Here is a 20,906-nt window from a genome sequence, read left to right as displayed (position 1 = left end):
TCCTATTCCTCCGCCTCGGTGGCGACGTCCTGGGTATCGGCGTGGGGGCGCGAGCGCAGCGCCGGGATCGGGTGCGGGCCTTCGGTGGTCAGGCGGAAGTCGTCGCCGAACTCGGCCACGTGGCGCTCGATGACCTCCTCGCTCGGCACCTTGATCCCGCCGTTGACCGCCGCCTGGTACTTGAAGTAGCGCGCGTCCGCCGGGAGCGCCGTCAGCGGGACGAAGTCGAGCCCCACCGAGGTGAGGCTGATCTCCGTCGCCAGCACCTTGCGGATGTACTGCTTGTTCTCCTCGAAGCGCGTCGGCTCGGGCAGCTCCGCCGGCAGCAGCTCCGCCGGATCGGTGCCCTCGTGGCGGCGCAGCATCTCGCCGGCCACCCGGACGTGCTCGATCTCCATCGCCAGGTGCAGCTCCCACAGCTTGCGGATCCGCGGGTCCACCTCGTCGTTCATGAACGACCAGTACATGTAGCACTCGTTGTAGTGGTGGAACAGCTCGCGCTCGAACCACGAGTCGAGCGGGTCGAGCAGCGACTCGTAGTGCGTCACGTGCTGCTCCTCGATCTCCGCGATCTCGAGGTAGAGCCCGCGGGCCAGCTTCGGCACGTAGGTCGGCCCGACGTTCATGTAGAAATTCATCGTCTGCTGCTCGGCCGCCAGGATCGTCATCGAGTGCAGCCGCGACAGCGGGTCGACGGTGTGGGTCTCGAAGTGGCGCCGCACCTCGTCGTACGGGTGGCGGTGCTCGGCGATCGTCGGCCGGCCCGGCATCACCTCGGTCAGGTTGCCGACGATCTCGTGGACGCGCCCTGGGCCCTCGATCAGGTCGATGAGGTTGGCGTAGCGGTACAGGTGATCGAAGTCCTCGAGCAAGCCGAAGTTCAGCACCTGTCGCAGGTACGGGTTCGGCTCGGTGCGGGCCAGATAGGCAGTGAGGTCGACCGCGACCTGCTCGTAGGCCAGGGTGGTCTCTAGCACGCTCTGGTCCCCGGGCAGCAGCCAGTTGACCGCCTTCTGCTGCTGTTGGTCGACCCGGCGCACCAGCGCGAGCTGGCGCTTGACCGCCCAGTTGTCGGTGTGGCGGGCGAACTGGTGGGAGTAGAGGGCGGACTCGATCTCGATGCCGTTCATCACGATCACGCGCGTTCGGGTGTACGGATGCACCTCGCGCTTGTCGAACGGCTGGACGTTGAGCTCCGACCAATTGCGGATCTGCTTCTCGAGCGGGATCCCTTTCTCGGCGAGCGGATTGAAACCCATGGAGGCTCTCCTTCATCCCCGTTGTTGATGCGCTGTTTCGCACCGCGCGTTCGTTGGGGAGCGTTCGATCCGGTAACACCGGCCTTCGGCGCCGCCACTCGTTCGCCCTCCGCCCCGCTGCGACGCGCTCCGGATCGTCGCGCCGTGCTCGCCGTACGCTGTAGTCATTTGTGCGGAGTGCCCGCTCGGCGCTATCGTGGCAGCATGCGTCTCGAAATCGAGCGTGTGCGCCGATTCGCCCCGAGCACGTGCCGCCGACTCGCGCGCCGCGGGCCGCCGACTCGCGCGCCACGGGCCGCGCGGACGGACCCGCCCGCGATCGCCGTCGAGGTCTTTCGCTGCCGCGCGCCACGGGCCGCGCGGACGGACCGGGAAGGGCCCGGGACTCGCCGCTCCGCGTCCACGACGGTCACGCGCCGGCGCCCGTCGCTCCGGACGTCCCCCCCGGCTCCACCGAACATTCGCCGTCCGGGGCGCAGCGGGCCCTGCCGGCCCGGGCGACGGCCGCGCGGCGGGGCGACCCGGCGGGCGCGAGGCTGGCGGCCGGGCGCCGCGCCCGCGCCCGCGGCCCGGGTCGCGAGGGTTCGCGGAGGTCGCGACTCGCGTCGGCGTGCCCGGCGGTCCCGGGCCGTCTCGCGCGATTGCTGGCACCCCCCATGCGTGAATCGCCGCGACCGCTGCCCCCCGTCATCGCGCGCCCCGATCCCCGGGGCCATCTTCGTGTCCGGCCCCCGATTTGCCGGCGTCCTTCGAGCGGGGGTCGGCGGACGCGTCAGACGTCGGCGGCCACGAATCGAACGACCACGTCATTCATCGATGCCGCGATCCCACCGGCGAAGCGCCGCGTAAAATGTCATGATCATCACCGGCCGTGCCGCGTCCGTGGCGCCCTGGGAACTTCCCTGGAGCTCGCTCTGCGGGACTTTTTTCTACACGGCTTCGCTTGTCAGCGAGCGAAGCTGGCCCATGCTCGGCGGGACCGAGTACCCGACCGAGCAAGAGCCCGGCGGCCGCAGCGGGCGGCCGTCCGGAGGGCACCTGCGCGAATCGTCGCAGTGCTCCGCATGACACGCACAGTGAAGTCGACGAGCGTAACGTGCCGCGTCCATCGCCGATCACCTCCGACCTCTCGCCGACGGGCCGCGGCTACCCGCGCCCGCTGCTGCGCCGCGCCGACGACAGCTGGGTCAGCCTCGACGGCACGTGGGAGTTCGCGCTCGATCGCATCGGGCAATGGCGGCACCCCGCGGAGGTCGGCTGGCAAGGCTCGATCGAGGTCCCGTTCGCCCCCGAGACCGAGCGCAGCGGCGTCGGCGAGCGCGGCTACTTCATCGCCTGCTGGTATCGGCGCCACCTGCTCCTCCCGCCCGCGTCGCCGCGCGAGCGGCTGTTCGTCCGCTTCGGCGCGGTCGACTACGCCACCACCGTGTGGATCGACGGCGCCCACGTGGCCACCCACGAGGGCGGCTACACCCCGTTCTCGGTCGAGGTCACGCACATGGGGGGCGGCGACAAGCCGATCGAGCTGGTCGTGCGCGCCGTCGACGACCCGCACGACCTCGCCAAGCCGCGCGGCAAGCAGGACTGGCAGGAGCAGCCGCACTCGATCTGGTACCACCGCACCTCCGGCATCTGGCAGAGCGTGTGGCTCGAGCGCGTCCCGCACGTCCACATCGCCCACCTGCGCTGGACCTCGAACCTCCACCGGTGGGAGATCGGCTTCTCGTCGCAGATCGCCGGCCTCGTGCCGGCGACGCTGAGCCTGCGGCTGCGGCTCTTCAGCGGCCAGCGCCTGCTCGTCGAGGATCAGTACCAATGCACCCACAGCGAGCTGCACCGCCGGATCCCGCTCTCCGATCCCGGCATCGACGACGCGCGCAACGAGCTGCTGTGGTGCCCCGGCTCGCCCAACCTGCTCGACGCCGAGATCGAGCTCGTCGACGACCACGGCGTCGTCGTCGACGCCGTGCGCAGCTACACCGCCCTGCGCACGATCTCGGTCCACCGCGACCAGATCCTGCTCAACGGCCGGCCGATCCGCCTGCGCATGGTCCTCGACCAGGGCTACTGGCCCGAGACCGGCATCACCGCCCCGGACGACGCCGCGCTGCGGCGGGACGTCGAGCTCGTCCTCGCCATGGGCTTCAACGCCGTGCGCAAGCACCAGAAGATCGAGGATCCGCGCTACCTCTACTGGGCCGACCGCCTCGGCCTTTTGGTCTGGGAGGAGATGCCGAGCGCGTATCGCTTCACCGGTCGCTCGGTGCAGGCGCTGATCCAGGAGTGGATCCAGGTGCTGGCGCGCGACGCCAGCCACCCCTGCATCGCCGCGTGGGTGCCGTTCAACGAGTCGTGGGGCGTGCCGAATTTGCCCGACAACCCGTCCGAGCGCCACTACGTCACCGCGCTGTATCACCTGACCCGGACCCTCGACCCCAACCGGCCGGTCGTCGGCAACGACGGGTGGGAGAGCGTGGCCACCGACATCATCGGCATCCACGACTACGAGGTCGACCCGGAGCGGATGCTCGTCCGCTACCAGGCGCCGAACGTGCGCAGCAACCTCTACGAGCGCGAGCGCTTCGGCGGCCGCGAGCTCGTGATCGGCAACTTCCAGACCATCGACCACCCCGTCGTCCTGTCGGAGTTCGGCGGGATCGCCTTCTCGGACGACCGCCGCAGCACCTGGGGCTACAGCCGCTCGAACGACGCCGCCGAGCTCGCGCGCCGCCTGCACGCATTGTTCGCGGTCGTGCGCGCCCAGGACATCCTCGCCGGCTATTGTTATACGCAGTTCGCCGACACCTATCAGGAGGCCAACGGCCTCCTGTACGCCGACCGCACGCCCAAGCTCCCGCTCGAGCAGATCGCCGCGCTCAACGGGCTCGGGCCGCCGACCCCGCACGACGACCACGGCCAGCACGGGCAGGAGGTGTAGCGTGTTCAAGCGCAGCCTCGTCAAGCCCGACGGTCGCATGCTCCACCTCTACGGCCGCACCTCGCCGCCGCCGGAGTGCGACGTCGACGGGCCGCGCGGCGGTCACGGCGGCTCGCACATGCGCTGGCACCCGCTGCGCTCCGAATGGGTGGTGTACGCGACCCACCGCCAGACCCGCACCTTCTTGCCGCCGCCCGAGTACAACCCTCTGCTGCCGTCGAGCGACCCGAATCAGCCGACCGAGGTGCCCGGCTGCGCCTGGGACGTCGCGGTGTTCGACAACCTGTACCCCTCGCTGTCGGCCGACGCGGGCCCGCCGCCGCGCGAGATCGTCGACACCACCGCCGGCGTCGGCGCCTGCGAGGTCGTGGTGTTCTCGCGCGACCCGCAGCAATCGCTGGGGAGGCTGCCGCTGGCGCAGATCGAGCTGATCTTCGACGTCTGGGCCGATCGCACCGCCGAGCTCGGCCAGCGCGCCGAGATCGCCTACGTGTTCCCGTTCGAGAACCGCGGCGTCGAGGTCGGCGTCACCTTGCACCACCCGCACGGCCAGATCTACGCCTACCCGTTCGTGCCGCCGATCCCGGCCCGCGAGCTCGCGCAGACCCGGCAGTACCACGCGCTCCACGGCAGGACCCTCGCGCTCGAGCTGCTCGAGGCCGAGCTCGCGGCCGACCAGCGGATCCTCTACAGCGGCCCGCGGGCGGTCGCCCTCGTGCCCGTGTGCGCCCGCTACGCCTACGAGGTGTGGGTCACGCCGCGCGTGCCGTGCCCCTCCTTCCTCGCGCTCGACGCCGAGGTCCGGGCCGACCTCGCGCGCGCGCTCAAGACGACGCTGCTCAAGTACGACGGCCTGTGGGGCCGACCCTTCCCCTACGTGATGGCCTGCTACCAGGCCCCGTGCGACGGCGACCTGCACCCGGAGACCCAGCTGCGCATCGAGTTCTACCCGCCCTATCGCATGCCCGGCCGGCTCAAGTACCTCGCCGGCACCGAGCTCGGCGGCGGGGTGTTCACCGCCGAGACCCTGCCCGAACACAAGGCCGCCGAGCTGCGAGCCGTCGAGGTGACGCTCGATGACGGATAGCGACGTCTTCGCCGCGCTGTTCGGCCACAGCAGCGACGTGTGTGCCAGCGCGCCGGGTCGCGTCAATTTGATCGGCGACCACACCGACTACAACGGCGGCTACGTCTTGCCGACCGCGCTGCCGCAGCGCACCCGCGTGCAGCTGAGGCGCCGCGCCGACCGGACCGTGCGGGCCGCCAGCGCCCAGCGGCCCGGCGTGGTCGGCTACGAGCTCGGCAGCGAGCGCAAGACCGGCGGCTGGCTCGACTACGTGCAGGGCATCACCGCCGTGCTCGCGGGCGAGGGGCGAGCGCTGGCCGGCTTCGAGCTCCACGTCGACTCGGACGTGCCGGTCGGGAGCGGCCTGTCGTCGAGCGCCGCCCTCGAGGTCGCCCTGCTGCGCGGCCTGCGGAAGCTGTTCTCGCTGGCGTTCGACGACGACGTCCTCGCCGCGCTCGCCCACCGCGCCGAGACCGAGTTCGTCGGCGCCCCGGTGGGCATCATGGATCAGCTGGTCTGCAGCCGCGGCGACGAGGGCTCGGCCCTGTTCATCGACACGCGCTCGCTGGTCGTCGAATCGATCGCCCTGCCGCAGGACCTCGGCCTCGTCGTCATCGACTCCGGCGTCGCCCACGATCACAGCACCGGCAATTACAGGACCCGGCGGGCCGAATGCGAGCAGGCCGCGGGGCTGCTCGGCGTGGCGCAGCTCCGCGACGTCGAGCCCGACGACCCGCGGATCGACGGCCTGCCCGAGCCGCTGGCGCGGCGCACCCGCCACGTCGTCCACGAGAACCAGCGGGTGCTCGCCGCCGTGCGCGCATTGACGGCCGGCGAGCTGCCCGCGCTCGGGCGGCTCTTCGACGAGTCGCACCGGTCGATGCGCGACGACTTCGAGGTCTCGCTGCCGGCGATCGACCTCCTGGTGGCCCTCGCCCGCCGTCATCCCGAGGTCCTCGGCGCGCGCCTCACCGGCGGGGGCTTCGGCGGCGCCGTCGTCATCCTCACCTGGCAGGCCCACACCGCCGCGGTCGCGCTCGACGTCGTCGCCGCCTACTCCGGGATCTTGCCGCGCGAGCCGATGGTCATCCTTCCATGGTTGCACGCACAACAAAACCAACCCATGAATCTCGAATCATGAGCGCTCTCGAGCACGACCGGACCGCGCCGCGCCGCGCCGTCGACCCTCCGCGGGCCCTGGCGGACTTCGATCTCGTGTGTCTGTCGCACCTCCGCTGGGACTTCGTCTACCAGCGCCCGCAGCACCTCCTGTCGCGCTGCGCCCGGGCGCGGCGGGTGTTCTTCGTCGAGGAGCCGGTCCGGGGCGACGCCCTGCCGCGGCTCGAGTGCAGCCGCCGCGACTGCGGCGTGACCGTCGTGGTCCCCCACCTGCCGCCCGACCTCGACGAAGACGAGACCGAGATGGTCCTGCGCTGCCTCGTCGACGACCTGATCGGCAGCCAGCGGCTCGGCAATTACGTGCTCTGGTACTACACGCCGATGGCGCTCGGCTTCACGCGCCACCTTCAGCCCGCCGCCACCGTGTACGATTGCATGGACGAGCTGTCGGGCTTCTGGGGCGCCCCCCGGGCCCTGGGCGAGCGCGAGCGCGACCTGCTGCGCAGCGCCGACCTCGTGTTCACCGGCGGCCGCAGCCTCTACGAGGCCAAGCGGGCGCTGCGGCCGAGCGCGCACCTGTTCCCCAGCAGCATCGACGCCCCGCACTTCCGCCAGGCCCGCGCCGTGCAGCCCGAGCCGTGCGACCAGGCGGAGCTCGGCCGGCCGCGGCTCGGCTACTTCGGCGTCATCGACGAGCGGCTCGACCTCGAGCTGCTGGCGGCCGCCGCCGAGCTGCGGCCGGGCTTCACGTTCGTCATGGTCGGCCCGGTGGCGAAGATCGATCGGGCCGCGCTGCCGCACCGGCCCAACATCCATTACCTCGGGCAGAAGCCCTACGCCGAGCTGCCGGCCTACATCGCCGGCTGGGACGTCGCGCTCATGCCGTTCGCCCGCAACGACTCGACGCGCTTCATCAGTCCGACCAAGACGCCGGAGTACCTGGCCTCGGGGCGGCCCGTCGTCTCGACCTCGATCCGCGACGTCGTCGAGCCCTACGGCCGCGAGGGCCTGGTCGCCATCGCCGACACGCCGGCCGAATTCGTCGCCGCCGTCGACCGCGCGCTCGAGCAGTCGCGGCGCGCGGAGTGGCTGCAGCGGGTCGACGCGTTCCTCGCCCGCGGCTCGTGGGATCACACCTGGGCGCAGATGGAGTCGCTGATCGCCGCCGCCGTGCGCGCCAACCGGGCGGGCGGCATATCGAAGGTGGGCCCATGTTCGACTACCTGATCGTCGGCGCGGGCTTCGCCGGCTGCGTGCTCGCCGAGCGGCTGGCGGCCGGCGCCGGCAAGCGGGTGCTGCTCGTCGACCGGCGCCCGCACATCGGCGGCAACGCCTACGATCATTACGACGACGCCGGCGTGCTCGTGCACAAGTACGGCCCGCACATCTTCCACACCAACTCGCGCGAGGTGTTCGACTACCTCGGTCGATTCACCGCCTGGCGGCCCTACGAGCACCGGGTGCTGGCCAGCGTCGACGGCCAGCTGTTGCCGATCCCGATCAACCTCGACACCGTCAATCGCCTGTACGGCCTCAGCCTGACCTCGCTCGAGCTCGAGCAGTTCTTCGCCGAGCGCGCCGAGCACGTCGAGGCGGTGCGCACCTCCGAGGACGTGATCGTCAGCCGGGTCGGCCGCGACCTCTACACCAAGTTCTTCCGCAACTACACGCGCAAGCAGTGGGGCCTCGACCCCGGCGAGCTCGACGCCTCGGTCACCGCGCGCGTGCCGATCCGCCTGAGCCGCGACGACCGCTACTTCGGCGACACCTACCAGGCCATGCCCCGCCACGGGTACACCCGCATGTTCGAGCGCATGCTGGCCCACCCCGGCATCAAGGTGCTGCTCAACGCCGACTACCGCGACGTCGCCGGCGAGGTCGCCTTCCGCGAGATGATCTACACCGGCCCGGTCGACGAGTTCTTCGACCACCGGTTCGGCAAGCTGCCCTACCGATCGCTGCGGTTTCACCACGAGACCCACGACAAGCCGGTGTTCCAGCCCGCCCCCGTCGTCAACTACCCCAACGAGCAGCCGTACACGCGGATCACCGAGTTCAAGTACCTCACGGGGCAAGACCACGCCAAGACCAGCGTCGTCTACGAGTACCCGTGCGACGACGGCGACCCGTACTACCCGGTCCCGCGGCCCGAGAACGCGGAGCTGTACCGCCGCTACAAGGCCCTCGCCGACGCCACCCCGGGCGTCCACTTCGCCGGCCGGCTCGGCACCTACCGCTATTACAACATGGATCAGGTAGTGGCCCAGGCGCTGACGCTCTACGCCCGGCTGCGCGAGTGACGAGGACGCCATGGACCCCACGCCCACCTCGGCCCCCCTGGAATTGTGGGGCGGCGTCGAATGCACCGTCAACCGCGTCGGCGACCGCTTCCACGACCAGCTCGTCGCCAGCGGCCACCACCGCCGCCACGCCGACATCGACGCGATCGCCGGCCTCGGCGTCCGCGTCGTCCGCTACCCCGTATTATGGGAGCGGACCGAGCGTTAACCCGGTTACCTCGATTTCACCTGGTCCGACCGCCGCCTGGCGATGCTGTCCGCGTGGGGCCTGACCCCGATCGTCGGCCTGCTCCACCACGGCAGCGGCCCGCCGCACACCCACCTGCTCGACCCCGACTTCCCCCGCCTGCTGGCCCGCTTCGCCCGCGCGGTGGCCCGCCGCTACCCGTGGGTCGAGTATTACACCCCGGTTAACGAGCCGCTGACCACCGCCCGCTTCAGCGGGCTCTACGGCCACTGGTACCCGCATCACCGCAACGACGCCTCGTTCTGCCGGGCGCTCGTGAATCAGTGCCTGGCGACTCAATGGGCGATGCGGGAGATCCGGCGCGTCAACCCGCGCGCCCGCCTGGTCCACACCGAGGACCTGGGCGCGACGCTGGCCACCCCCGCGCTGCTCTACCAGGCCGAATTCGAGAACGAGCGCCGGTTCCTCTCGCACGACCTGCTGTGCGGTCGGGTCGACCGCGGCCACCCGCTCTACACGTATCTGCGCGCGTTCGGGATCGACGACGGCGAGCTGGCGCTCCTGCGCGACCTGCCCCCGCCCGACCTGCTCGGCGCCAATCACTACATCACCAGCGTCCGCTTCCTCGACGACCGCCTCGAGCATTACCCTCACATCATCGCCGGCGGCAACGGCCGCCACCGCTACGTCGACGTCGAGGCCGTGCGCGTGTGCGACGACGGCATGCTGTGGCCGTACGAGCTGCTCCACGAGCTCGGCGCCCGCTACCGGCTCCCCATCGCCGTCACCGAGGCCCACCTCGCCTGCGACGTCGACGAGCAGATCCGCTGGTTCGACGAGCTGTGGCGGGCCGCCGAGCGCTGCCGGGCCGCCGGGATCGACGTCCGCGCGGTCACGGCGTGGTCCCTGTTCGGCGCCTACGACTGGCACTGTCTAGTGACCCGAGAGACAGGTCAATACGAGCCCGGCGCCTTCGACGTGCGCGACGGGACCCCGCGCCCCACCGAGCTCGCGCGCTACCTCGCCGGCCTCGCCGCCGGGCCCGCCGGCGACCACCCGGCCCTGGGCGCGCCCGGCTGGTGGCGCCTGCCGTCGCGTCTGCACTACCCGCCGCCGTGGGCGCGACGCCACCCCAGCGGCCCCTGCTTCCAACACCCCGGCGCGGCCGCGCCGCGAGGAGCCTGAACGATGCGTGTACTCGTCACCGGCGGCGCCGGCTACATCGGCAGCGTGGTCGTCGAGGAGCTCCTCGCCGCCAACCACGAGGTCGCCGTGATCGACAACCTGAGCAAGGGCCACGCCGACGCGGTCCCGGCCGGGGTCGAGCTGGTCCGCGCCGACCTGCGCGACACCGAGCTGCTGCGCCGCCTGCTCCGCGACGCCCGCATCGAGGCCGTGGTCCACATGGCCGCCGATTCGCTGGTCGGCGAATCGGTGCAGAGCCCGGCCAAGTACTACGACAACAACGTGGTCGCCGGGCTCGGCCTGCTCGACGCCATGGTCGCGGCCGGCGTGCACCGCCTGGTGTTCTCGTCGACCGCCGCCGTCTACGGCGAGCCCGAGACCCAGCCGATCGACGAGACCGCGCCGACGCGGCCGACGAACCCCTACGGCGAGACCAAGCTCGCGCTCGAGCGGGCGCTCGCCTGGTACGAGCGCGCCTACGGCCTGCGCTCCGCCTCGCTGCGCTACTTCAACGCCGCCGGGGCCAGCGCCCGCTGCGGCGAGAGCCACGACCCCGAGACCCACCTCATCCCCTTGGTGCTGCAGGTCGCTCTCGGCCGCTCGCCGTACGTCACCGTCTACGGCGACGATTACCCGACCCCCGACGGCACCTGCGTCCGCGACTACATCCACGTCGTCGACCTCGCCCGCGCCCACGTCCTCGCGCTCTCGGGCCTCGACCGCGGCAGCCGCATCTACAACCTCGGCTGCGGCGGCGCCGGCTACACCGTGCGCCAGGTCGTCGACACCGCCCGCCTGGTGACGGGCGCGCCGATCCCCGTGCGGCTCGGCGCCCGCCGGGCCGGCGATCCGGCGGTCCTGGTCGCCAGCTCGGCGCGGATCCAGCAAGAGCTCGGGTGGCAGCCGCGCCTCGGTACCTTGACGACGATCGTCGAATCGGCGTGGGCGTGGCTGCGCCTCCACCCGGACGGCTACGCCCATTGAATCGTCGGACTCCGGCGCCGTTCGCCGCGCGCGCGCGGTCGCAGCCGCGACTCGATCCATCGCCGCCGATCGTCGAATCGGCGCGAGCGTGGCTGCGCCTCCACCCGGACGGCCACGTTCATTGAATCGTCGGACTCCGGCGCCGTTCGCCGCGCGCCCGCGCCGGCCCGCGATCATCCGGACCGGCCCGACGAACCTCGGCGCATGAGAAAGAACTCCGCGCGTCCCCGGCGGCGCTCCAGACACGAACGGGAGCCCGCTGTCTGCGGCCTCACGAGCCCGCCCGCGCTGGTCCTGTCCGTGTTGTTGTCCTTCGAATCGCTCCTGTGCGAGCCGGAGGACCGCGCCGGCTCCTTCGCCTGCGCTCCCCCGGCCGCGCGCCGCGGCTGGCGATTTATGGACGAGGCGCGGATGGCCCCCGGCCAGGGCGTGGACCTGGTGGTGCACCTCGGCGAGCACCGGCTCGAGCGCGGCAAGCTCGCCGAGGCGACCGAGCTATACACACCCTGCAGCAGCGCGCGCCGGACGACCCGCGCGCCTGCGAATGGCAAGAGGCCGCCGTCCGCGGCGTGGCGCAGCTCGGCGACCGCGCCCGGCAGCTCGCCGAGCTCGAGCGCCTCCAGGCCCCCCTGGTCCACCCCCTGACCGCGCCCGGCCGGACGCGAAGCACCTCGCTCGCTGCACCGCGCTCACGCGCAAGCCCAGCCTCGAACTCGCGTTCGCCCTGCACCGCGAATTCTACCGCACGCGCGCGCGGACGCCCGCCGATGCGGTCGACCGCCTCTACGCCGCCTTCGTGGCCCTCTTCCCCGCCGACCCCGAGGCCCCGCAGGTCCGCCACGCGCGCGGAGGCGGCGTGGCTGCGCGCGGACCTCGAGCGGCGAGCCCCGCAGCGGTGGACGCCGCCGAGCGCTACGACGAAGCGATCGCCGGCCAGCTCACCCCGACGCTGCGCGACGACGCCGTGGCCTCGCGCGACCTCGCCCGCGAATACGCGGCCCGCCGCGGGCATTGGCCCGACTCGCCCGGCGTCGGCGACCGGCGATGCCCGCCTCCGCCGATTGCGAGCAGCGCGATCCCACGAATGTACCAGGGCGCCTCGCTACCCGAGCCCACGTTTCCAACCCGGCCTGCTGCCGGCGCGGGGCCCGACACACGTCCCAGGGTGAGGAATTGCGAGCAGTCGAGATCCCACGATTGTCGCGCCGGGCGCCTCGCGACCCGAGCCCATGTTTTCCAACCCGGCCTGGCCTGATACACGTTCCAAGGGGAGGAGTGGCAGCCCAGGGAATCTGGACAATCCTCGCGTCCGCCTCGGGCCACGAGCGGGCGTCATCTCCTCGATGCTGCCCGCTGCACCGCTTCCAGCGGCCCGCAGCGGCCCTCCTGGCCCGCGAAAGCAGCCTCCGCTGCGCCGGCGGGGGCGAGTGCCAAGATATCCGCGACGCACCGACACGCAATCTCGGCACCGAGCGGAGCGGCCGCCGGCGCGGGGCTCGCTCGAGGCTTGACCCGGGCCGAGAATTTTGAGTAGGGTCGTGACATTATTGAGAGCGCCGCGCCGCGACGGCGGCGGAGCGCGCCTCGGCGCGAGACGAGCGGGAATGTCCACATTCGGTCCATATACGATCGTCGAATCGATGCATGAGGACGCCGAGACCGCGCTGTATCGCGGGTTTCGCAGCGAAGACCGCGCCCCGGTGATCCTGCGGCTGCCGCGGCGCTCGCCGCCGACGGCGCGGGACCTCGCCCGGCTGCAGCACGAGTACTCGCTCCTCCGCGACCTCGCGGTGCCCGGCGTCGTCCCGGCGCACGCGCTCGAGCGCCACGGCGACCACCTCGCGCTCGTGCTCGCCTCGCCGCCGGGCGAGCCGCTCGACGCGGTCCTCCGGGGCGGCTGCCTGCCCTTGCGCGAGGCGCTGGCGATCGCCGCCGCGGTCGCCGACATCCTCGTCGGCGTCCACGCCAGCGGCATCATCCACAAGCACATCAAGCCGGCCAACATCGTCGTCCGGCGCGAGCCGCTGACGGTCCACCTGCTCGGCTTCGGCCTGGCCACGCGGCTGTCGGTCGAGGCGCAGCGGCCCACCAGCCTCGACGCGCTCGAGGGCACCCTCGCCTATATGTCGCCCGAGCAGACCGGGCGCATGAATCGGCCGCTCGATCTCCGCACCGACTTCTACTCGCTCGGCGCCACGCTCTACCACCTGCTCACCGGCGCCCCGCCGTTCCCCGGCGACGACCCGCTCGAGCTCGTGCACAGCCACATCGCCCGCCTGCCCGCGCCGCCGCGGCAGCTCGTCGACGTGCCCGAGGTCGTCTCGGCCCTGGTGATGCGGCTGCTGACCAAGGCGCCCGAGGAGCGCTACCAGAGCGCCAGCGGGCTGTCCGCCGACCTGCACGAGTGCCTGCGCCGGCTCGACGCCGACGGCGGCATCGCCGACTTCCCGCTCGCGCGCCACGAGGCGACCGCCGCGCTGCGCCTGCCGCAGCGGCTCTACGGCCGCGACGACGAGCTGCGGGCCCTGCTGGAGGCGTTCGCGCGGGTGCGCGGCGGCGGCACCGAGCTGCTGCTGGTCGCCGGTTACTCCGGCATCGGCAAGAGCGCGCTCGTCCACGAGCTGCACAAGACGATCGCCCGCGACGGCGGCGTCTTCGTCGCCGGCAAGTTCGACCAGCTGGCGCGCAACGCCCCCTACGCCCCGTTCGTGCAGGCCTTCCGCGACCTGCTGCGCCACGCCCTCGGCGAGGGCGGCGATCGTCTGGCCCGCGTCCGCGACGACATCCTGCGGGCCGCCGACGGCCACGCGCAGGTGCTGGTCGACCTGATCCCCGAGCTCGCGCACGTGCTCGGGCCGCAGCCGCCCGCGCCCGAGCTCGGGCCCACCGAGGCGCTCAACCGCTTCAACCGGCTGGTCGACGGGTTCGTGCAGACCTTCGCCGGCGAGGCCGGCCCGCTCGTGCTGTTCCTCGACGACCTGCAGTGGGCCGACCTCGCCTCGCTCAAGCTGCTGCAGACCTGCTTGACCTCGCCCTCGCCGCGGCGGCTGCTGGTCGTCGGGGCCTACCGCGACAACGAGGTCGGCCCCGCCCACCCGCTGACCGCCGCCGTCGACGAGCTGCGCGGCAAGGGCCTCGCCGTCCACCGCCTCGAGCTCGGCCCGCTCACCCCGCAGCACCTCGGCGAGCTGCTCGCGGACGTGCTCGGCGGCACCGTCGAGCACGCCATGCCGCTCGCGCGGGTCGTGGGGCGCAAGACCGACGGCAACCCTTTCTTCGTCGGCCTGTTCCTGCGCGGCCTCTATCAGGACGGCCTCTTGCGCCCCGGCGCCGGCGACGGCGCCTTCACCTGGGACCTCGCCGCGATCGAGGCGCGCGAGGTCACCGCCAACGTCGTCGAGTTCATGGGCCAGCGCCTGCGCCGCTGCGGCGAGGCGACCCAGCGCGCGCTGCGGCTCGCCGCCTGCATCGGCCACAAGTTCACGCTCGCCGCGCTCGCCACCATCTGCGGCGAGCCGTTGGAGGCGACCGCGGCCGCGCTGTGGGAGGCGCTCGAAGAGGGCCTCGTCCTGCCCGACAGCAACGACTACCGCTTCGTCCACCACGTCGCGCCCGCGCCGTCGGGCGCGCCGGACGGCGCGCTCGACCTGTCCTACCACTTCTCGCACGATCGCGTGCAGCAGGCCGCGTACGCGCTCGTCCCGGCGGACCAGCGGGCCGACACGCACCTGCAGATCGGCCGGCTGCTGCTGGCGCGGCTCGGCGCCGACGCGCGGCCCGACGAGCTGTTCGACGTCGTCGATCACCTCGACCGCGGCCGCGAACGCATGGTCGACCCGGCCGAGCGGCGGCGGGTCTCGGCGCTCGACCTCGCCGTCGCCCGGCACGCCAAGAAGTCGACCGCCTACGCGGCCGCGGTCCAGTACCTGCGCGCCGGCATCGCCCTGCTGGCCGACGGCGCGTGGGACCACGACTACGCCCACGCGTACGCGCTGCACTGCGAGCTCGCCGAGTGCGAGTCGCTGTCGGGCGCCTACGAGCGGGCCGGGCAGCTGTTCGACCTGATCCACGCCCGCGCGCGCGGCGACGTCGATCGCGCCAACGTCTACATCCTGCAGATGCGCCTCTACCAGGTCGCCGGCCGCTACGACGCCGGCGTCGACCTCGGCGTGCGGGGCCTCGCCCTGTTCGGCGTCGAGCTGCCCGACGGCGACGCCGCCCTGCAGGCCGCGATGAGCGACGAGGCCACCGCGATCGCCGGCAACCTCGCCGGGCGCCCGATCCCCTCGCTGCTCGACGCGCCGCTGATGACCGACCCGGTCCACCGCGCGATCCTCTCGCTGATGGTCGGCATCATGCCGTGCGCGTACATCGGCCGGCCGAAGGTGTTCCCGTACTTCGCGCTCAAGGCCGTCAACTTCTCGCTGCGCCACGGCAACGCCGAGGACTCCTGCTTCGCCTACAGCGTGTACGGCTTCATGCTCGTCGCCGTGTTCGCCGACGCCGCCGCCGGCTACGCCTTCTCGGAGATGTCGATCCAGCTCAACGAGCGCCTCGGCGACACCAAGCTGCGCGGCACCCTGCTCCACTTGCACGGCGACCACATCAACTTCTGGCGCCGCCCGCTGCGCACCGACTTCCCGATCCTCGAGCAGGCCTTCCACGCCTGCGTGTCGGCCGGCGACCTCGTGTACGCCTCCTTCCTGGCCTTCGAGACAGTCTGGCAGCACATCGAGGTCGGCACCCCGCTGAGCGAGGCCCGCCGCGCGGCCGAGCGGTTCGCCGCCTTCGCGCGCGCCAGCAACAACGAGCCCGTCTATCAGACCATCCGCCTGCAGCAGCAGTTCCTCGACAGCCTGGCCGGCCGCGTCCGCCCCGGCACCTTGCTCGACAGCGACGACTTCGACGCCCGCGAGTGCCTCGACGCCCTGACCGGCGCCAGCTTCGGCTGCGGCATCGCCTTCCATCACATCATCCGCCTGATCCTGCTGTACACCTACGGTCGCCACGACGAGGCGCTGGCCGCCGCCGCCGCCGCGCGCGAGGTCCTCGGCGCGGTGATGGCGATGCCGATCGAGGCGACCTTCCACCTCTACGAGGCGCTGGCCGTGTGCGCGCGCGCCCGCGACGTCGATCCGGCCCAGGCGCTGGGCGACCGCGACCTGCTGCGCGACAGCCTCTACAAGCTCGGGCGCTGGGCCGACGACTGCCCCGAGAACTTCGAGCACAAGTACCTGCTCGTGCGCGCCGAGGAGGCGCGCGTCGGCGGCCGGGCGCTCGAGGCCGAGGAGCTGTACGACCAGGCGATCGCCTCCGCCCGGCGGAACGGCTTCACTCAGTACGAGGCGCTGGCCAACGCCCTGTGCGGCGAGTTCTACCGCGAGCGCCAGCGCCACTTCATCGCCCCGGTGTACATGCGCGCCGCCCACGACGGGTTCGTGCAGTGGGGCGCCCCTGCCAAGGCCGCGCTGATCGCCCGCGAGTTCCCGCAGGCGGCCGCCGCGCCGCTGACTCCGCCCGTCCTCGCGTCCGAGGACGGCGCCGCGGTCGACGGCGGGGCCGCGCTCGACCTGGCGACGGTCGTGCGGCTCGGGCAGGCGCTGGTCGGCGAGATCGAGCTCGACAAGCTGCTCGACCGCCTGGTCCGCATCGTCATGCAGAACGCCGGCGGCACGCGCGTGTACCTCGTGCTCGACCGCGACGGCGCGCTCGAGCTCGCGGCCGTCGCCGCGGCCGACAGCGACGTCGTCGAGGTCGTCCCCGGCACCCCGCTGGCCGCCCGCCCCGACGTCCCGGCCACGCTCGTCCATTACGTCGCCCGCACCCGCGAGGCCGTGGTCCTCGGCGACGTCGCCCGCGACGTCCGCTTCGCCGCCGACCCGGCCCTCGCCGCGCGCCAGGTCAAGTCGGTGCTGTGCCTCGCGCTCGCGCACCGCCGGCGCACCAGCGGCATCCTCGTCGTCGAGAACGACCTGATCCGCGACGCCTTCAGCCGCGGCCGCGTCGAGCTGCTGCAGGTGCTGTGCGCCCAGGCGGTGACGGCCGTCGAGAACGCCCTGCTCTACCGCCACGTCGTCGCCGCCAACGAGCGCCTCGAGGCCGACGTCGCCCAGCGCACCGCCGACCTGCGGGCCGCCAACGAGCGGCTGTCGGCCGAGCTCGGCGAGCGCGAGCGGGCCGAGCAGGCCCGCGCCGCCATGCAGGAGGAGATGATCCGCATGCAGCAGGCGATGCTCGCCGAGCTGTCGACGCCGATGATCCCGATCACCGACGCGATCGTCGTCATGCCCCTCATCGGCACCCTCGACACCACCCGCTGCGAGCACCTCTTGCACACCGCCCTCCAGGGCGCCGAGGCCGGGCGCATGCGCGTCGTCATCTTCGACGTCACCGGCATGAAGGGCATCGACACCGGCGGCGCGATCGCGCTGCTCCAGGCTGCATCGGCGCTGCGCCTGCTCGGCGCGCGCACCGTCCTGACCGGCGTCAACCCGGCGACCGCCTCGCTGTTCGTCGACCTCGGCATCGACCTGCGCGGCATCGCCACCCACGGCACCCTGCAGGACGGCATCGCCTTCGCCATGCAGCTGCTCGCCGGTAAGCGCCGCGGTCCTGCGATTCGCTAGCGCCGCCGTGCAGCCGCAAAACCCCGCTCGGCGCGGCCGTCCCCGTCCGCACGCGGCCGCGAGATCCTGCTCGGCGCGGGCCGAATCGACCTCTCCGCCCGCGGCCGCGAATCGTACGAGCGCGTGCAACCGCCCGCGCGCGACCGGGGTCTCACTCGCATCGCCCCGCCGCGCCTCGCCCTCGCGCTGCTCGCCGTGTTCGCCTGCACCCCGCCGCCGGCGACCTGGCGGTCGGCGCCGTCGCTGCTCCACCCGCGAGCCGCCCACGCCGTCGTCGCCACCGACGACGCCATCTACGCCCTCGCCGGCACCGGCCGCGACGGCGCCCCCGTCGCGGAGGTCGAGCGCTTCGACGGCGAGCGCTGGACGGTCGACGCCGCGCTCCCCGGCCCCGGGCCTCAACGCTCCGGCGGCGGTCGCCCTCGACGGACGGATCCACCTGATCGGCGGCTTCGACACCACCACCAACATCCCGCGCGCCGACGTCGACCTCTACGACCCGCGCACCCGCACCTGGAGCGCCGGCGTGCCCTTGCCCGCCCCGCGAGGGGGTCACGCCGCCGTCGTCCTCGACGGCCGGATCCACGTCCTCGGCGGCGGCAACGCGCGCTCGACCCTCGCCGACCACGACGTCTACGACCCGGCCAGCCGCACCTGGTCCGCGCGCGCCCCCTTGCCGCGCGCCGAGGGCAGCCCGGCCGCCGTCGTCCTCGACGGCAAGCTGCTCGCCATCGGCGGCCGCAGCGGCGACCAGGACTTCGGCGCCGTCGACATCTTCGATCCGGCCGCCGACGCCTGGACCGTCGGCCCTCCCGTCGAGCCGCGCGGCACCGCCGGCGCCGCCGTCTTCTGCGGCGCGATCCACCTGTTCGGCGGCGAGTCGCAGGCGCGCCGCCAGGTCCTGGCCGACGTTTTGCGCCTCGACCCGCACGCCGGCTGGCAGCCCCTCGCGCCCCTGCCCACCGCCCGCAACTTCGCCCGCGCCGTCGTCTTCCGCGGCGCCGTCCACGTCGTCGGCGGCAGCCTCGACGCCCAGGTCAGCCACGCCCCCGCCGGCAGCGCCGTCGTCGAAGCCCTCGCTTGCCCCATTCGTGGCACATGACCTTGTGAACATGCTCCATCGAGCATGTCCATACAGCCATCCGTCCCCTCGACCATCCCTTCGACGGAGGACTCGCGTCAGCGCCGGCGCTCGAGGCGCAGCACCTCGATCACCGCCCGCAGCGCCGGCGTCACGTGCCGGCGGCTCGGCCAGTACAAAAAGCTCCCGGGGAACACCGGGCACCAGTCGGCGAGCACGGGCACCAGCGCGCCGGCGGCCACGTGCGTGGCCACGTGGCTGGCGAGCACGTAGGCCAGGCCGACCCCGGCGAGCGCCGCCTCAACCATCAGCCGCGGCTCGTTGGTGATCATCGCCGACTCCATCGCCACCACCAGCTTGCGGCCGTCCTGCTCGAGCTCCCACTTGAAGAGCGGGCCGGACGAGTGGCGGAAATTGATCGCGCGGTGCAGGCGGAGCTCCTGCGGCGTCGTCGGCGGCGGGTGCCGCGTCAGGTACGCGGGCGACGCCACGATCGCCGTGCGCTCGTCCGGACCGATCCGGACCGACACCATGTCCTTGTCGAGCAGGTCGCCGAGGCGCACGCCCGCGTCGAAGCGCTCGGCCACGATGTCGGCCCGCGCGTCGTCGGCCACGATCTCGAGCACCACCCGCGGGAACCGCCGCGCCAACTCCGGCAGGCGCGGCGCGAGCAGCCGCAGCGCCGCGTCGCGGTGGACCGTCAGGCGGACCAGCCCGGCCGGCTCGTCGCGCAGCTCGGCCAGCCCGTCGAGCGCCGCCGCCACCCCGTCCATCGCCGGCACCAGCGTCGCCAGCAGCCGCTCGCCTGCGGCCGTGGGCGCCACGCTGCGGGTCGTGCGATGCAGCAGGCGCAGGCCGAGCCGCTCCTCGAGCCCCGTCATCGCGTGGCTGATCGCCGACGTCGACAGGCCGAGCTTCGCCGCCGCCTTCGTGAAGCTGCGCGCCTCGGCGACCGCCACGAACACCGCCAGGTCCGGCCAGTCCTCGCGCCTCATTGTTGAACCTCGCTCATCGGCCCTTCCTGCCCGGCCTCTCTACTCGACCGCCGCCGCCCTGCCTAGCCTCTCGCGCCGAGGAGCCCCATGCCCGAAGTCCGAGCCTACGCCGCGCAGTCGCCGACCAGCGGCCTCGCGCCGACCACCATCGTCCGCCGCGAACCTCGCCCCGACGACGTCGTCATCGACGTCGCGTATTGCGGGATCTGCCACACCGACCTGTCCCAGTCGCGGGACGAGTGGGGCGGCGCCGAGTACCCGATGGTGCCCGGCCACGAGATCACCGGCATCGTCCGCGCCGTCGGCCGCGACGTCACCGACCTCGCCGTCGGCGACCGCGTCGGCGTCGGTTGCTTCGTCGACGGCGGCTGCTCGAAGGGCCTCTGCGACCGCGAGCACGAGCACTGGGACCTCGCCGACCTCGTCCCCACCTACAACGGCCGCGACCACGACGGCGTCCCGACCTACGGCGGCTACTCGCAGTCGATCGTCGTCCGGCGCCCCTACGTGCTCGAGCTCCCCGACGCCCTCCCGCTCGACGCCGCCGCCCCGCTGCTGTGCGCCGGCATCGCCCTCTACGGCCCGCTCGTGCACTGGCAGGCCGGGCCGGGCCGCAAGGTCGCCATCGTCGGCCTCGGCGGCCTCGGCCACCTCGGCGTCAAGCTCGCGCGCGCGTTCGGGGCCGAGGTCACCGTCTTGAGCCGCACCGGCGCCAAGCGAGCCGACGCCCTCGCGCTCGGCGCCCACGACTACCACCCCACCTCGGACCCCGACACCTTCGTCCGTCTGGCCGGCCGCTTCGACCTCGTGATCGTCACCGTCGGCGCCGCCCTCGACTGGAACGCCTACCTCCGGCTGTTGCGACCGGACCGCGCCCTCGTGCTCGTCGGCATGCCCGACGCCCCCGGCAGCGTCAGCGGCGCCGAGCTATTGGTCCAGCGCAAGTCGATCGCCGGCTCGGCCATCGGCAGCATCCCCGAGACCCGGCGCATGCTCGAGTTCTGCGCCCGCCACGGCATCGTCGCCGACATCGAGACCATCCCGATCCAGGACGTCGCCGCCGCCTACGCCCGCATCGACCGCAGCGACGTCCGCTACCGCTTCGTCATCGACATGCGCTCGCTGGACCGCGAGCCGGCGCCGTGAATCTACACTCCATACAATGT

At 72.6% G+C, this 20,906-nt stretch carries 14 protein-coding genes; 12 read left to right on the top strand and 2 right to left on the bottom strand.

From position 1 onward, the window contains the following. Window positions 1-2 precede the first annotated feature (2 nt). Window positions 3-1,259 (bottom strand): hypothetical protein, encoded by a 1,257-nt coding sequence (locus NAEX_RS34950; protein ID WP_096331809.1) that lies wholly within the window; start codon window positions 1,257-1,259, stop codon window positions 3-5. A gap of 1,096 nt (window positions 1,260-2,355) precedes the next feature. Between NAEX_RS34950 and NAEX_RS34945 the strand changes: the two genes are divergently transcribed. The 11 genes from NAEX_RS34945 to NAEX_RS54045 all read left to right on the top strand — a co-directional run bounded on the left by NAEX_RS34945 (window position 2,356) and on the right by NAEX_RS54045 (window position 18,766). Further along, a complete protein-coding gene (locus NAEX_RS34945; RefSeq protein ID WP_096331808.1) occupies window positions 2,356-4,197 on the top strand; it encodes a glycoside hydrolase family 2 protein in 1,842 nt (613 codons plus the stop codon). A 1-nt stretch (window position 4,198) separates the two neighbouring features. Next, window positions 4,199-5,284: a galactose-1-phosphate uridylyltransferase gene (gene galT / locus NAEX_RS34940; protein WP_096331807.1), complete on the top strand. Its 1,086-nt coding sequence runs from the start codon at window positions 4,199-4,201 to the stop codon at window positions 5,282-5,284. Beyond that, the gene (gene galK / locus NAEX_RS34935) at window positions 5,274-6,404 is read left to right on the top strand and encodes a galactokinase (RefSeq protein WP_096331806.1); all 1,131 of its coding nucleotides are present in this window, start codon (window positions 5,274-5,276) and stop codon (window positions 6,402-6,404) included. The genes galT and galK overlap by 11 nt, the downstream gene beginning before the upstream one ends. Then, window positions 6,401-7,609, top strand: coding sequence for a glycosyltransferase family 1 protein (locus NAEX_RS34930; RefSeq protein WP_096331805.1), 1,209 nt, complete (start codon window positions 6,401-6,403; stop codon window positions 7,607-7,609). The genes galK and NAEX_RS34930 overlap by 4 nt, the downstream gene beginning before the upstream one ends. Continuing rightward, complete coding sequence (gene glf / locus NAEX_RS34925; RefSeq protein ID WP_096331804.1) at window positions 7,594-8,682, top strand: UDP-galactopyranose mutase; 1,089 nt, start codon at window positions 7,594-7,596, stop codon at window positions 8,680-8,682. The genes NAEX_RS34930 and glf overlap by 16 nt, the downstream gene beginning before the upstream one ends. Before the next feature lie 10 nt (window positions 8,683-8,692). Further along, a complete protein-coding gene (locus NAEX_RS52440) occupies window positions 8,693-8,890 on the top strand; it encodes a hypothetical protein (RefSeq protein ID WP_177326042.1) in 198 nt (65 codons plus the stop codon). Window positions 8,891-8,932: 42 nt separating this feature from the next. Then, complete coding sequence (locus NAEX_RS34920) at window positions 8,933-10,054, top strand: glycoside hydrolase family 1 protein (RefSeq protein ID WP_177326043.1); 1,122 nt, start codon at window positions 8,933-8,935, stop codon at window positions 10,052-10,054. A 3-nt stretch (window positions 10,055-10,057) separates the two neighbouring features. Then, window positions 10,058-11,038: a UDP-glucose 4-epimerase GalE gene (gene galE, locus NAEX_RS34915; RefSeq protein WP_096331803.1), complete on the top strand. Its 981-nt coding sequence runs from the start codon at window positions 10,058-10,060 to the stop codon at window positions 11,036-11,038. Between the two features lie 303 nt (window positions 11,039-11,341). Next, entirely contained in the window at window positions 11,342-11,683 is a 342-nt protein-coding gene (locus tag NAEX_RS34910) for a hypothetical protein (RefSeq protein WP_143825688.1), read from the top strand. A 995-nt stretch (window positions 11,684-12,678) separates the two neighbouring features. Further along, the gene (locus NAEX_RS34905; RefSeq protein ID WP_245913866.1) at window positions 12,679-17,664 is read left to right on the top strand and encodes an AAA family ATPase; all 4,986 of its coding nucleotides are present in this window, start codon (window positions 12,679-12,681) and stop codon (window positions 17,662-17,664) included. 7 nt (window positions 17,665-17,671) lie between these two features. Beyond that, on the top strand, window positions 17,672-18,766 hold the full coding sequence (locus tag NAEX_RS54045; RefSeq protein ID WP_096331800.1) for a Kelch repeat-containing protein: 1,095 nt from the start codon (window positions 17,672-17,674) through the stop codon (window positions 18,764-18,766). A 77-nt stretch (window positions 18,767-18,843) separates the two neighbouring features. Here the strand turns inward: NAEX_RS54045 and NAEX_RS34895 are convergent, their stop codons facing one another. After that, window positions 18,844-19,740 carry a LysR family transcriptional regulator gene (locus NAEX_RS34895; RefSeq protein WP_096331799.1) on the bottom strand — a complete coding sequence of 299 codons (897 nt, stop codon included), beginning with the start codon at window positions 19,738-19,740 and terminating at the stop codon, window positions 18,844-18,846. Between the two features lie 87 nt (window positions 19,741-19,827). Between NAEX_RS34895 and NAEX_RS34890 the strand changes: the two genes are divergently transcribed. Next, window positions 19,828-20,886, top strand: a complete 1,059-nt coding sequence (locus NAEX_RS34890) for an NAD(P)-dependent alcohol dehydrogenase (RefSeq protein ID WP_096331798.1) — start codon at window positions 19,828-19,830, stop codon at window positions 20,884-20,886. The last annotated feature ends 20 nt before the right edge of the window (window positions 20,887-20,906 follow it).

The organism is Nannocystis exedens (assembly GCF_002343915.1).
Taxonomy (GTDB): domain Bacteria; phylum Myxococcota_A; class Polyangia; order Nannocystales; family Nannocystaceae; genus Nannocystis; species Nannocystis exedens.
This window is presented reverse-complemented; position numbering and strand designations above follow the sequence as displayed.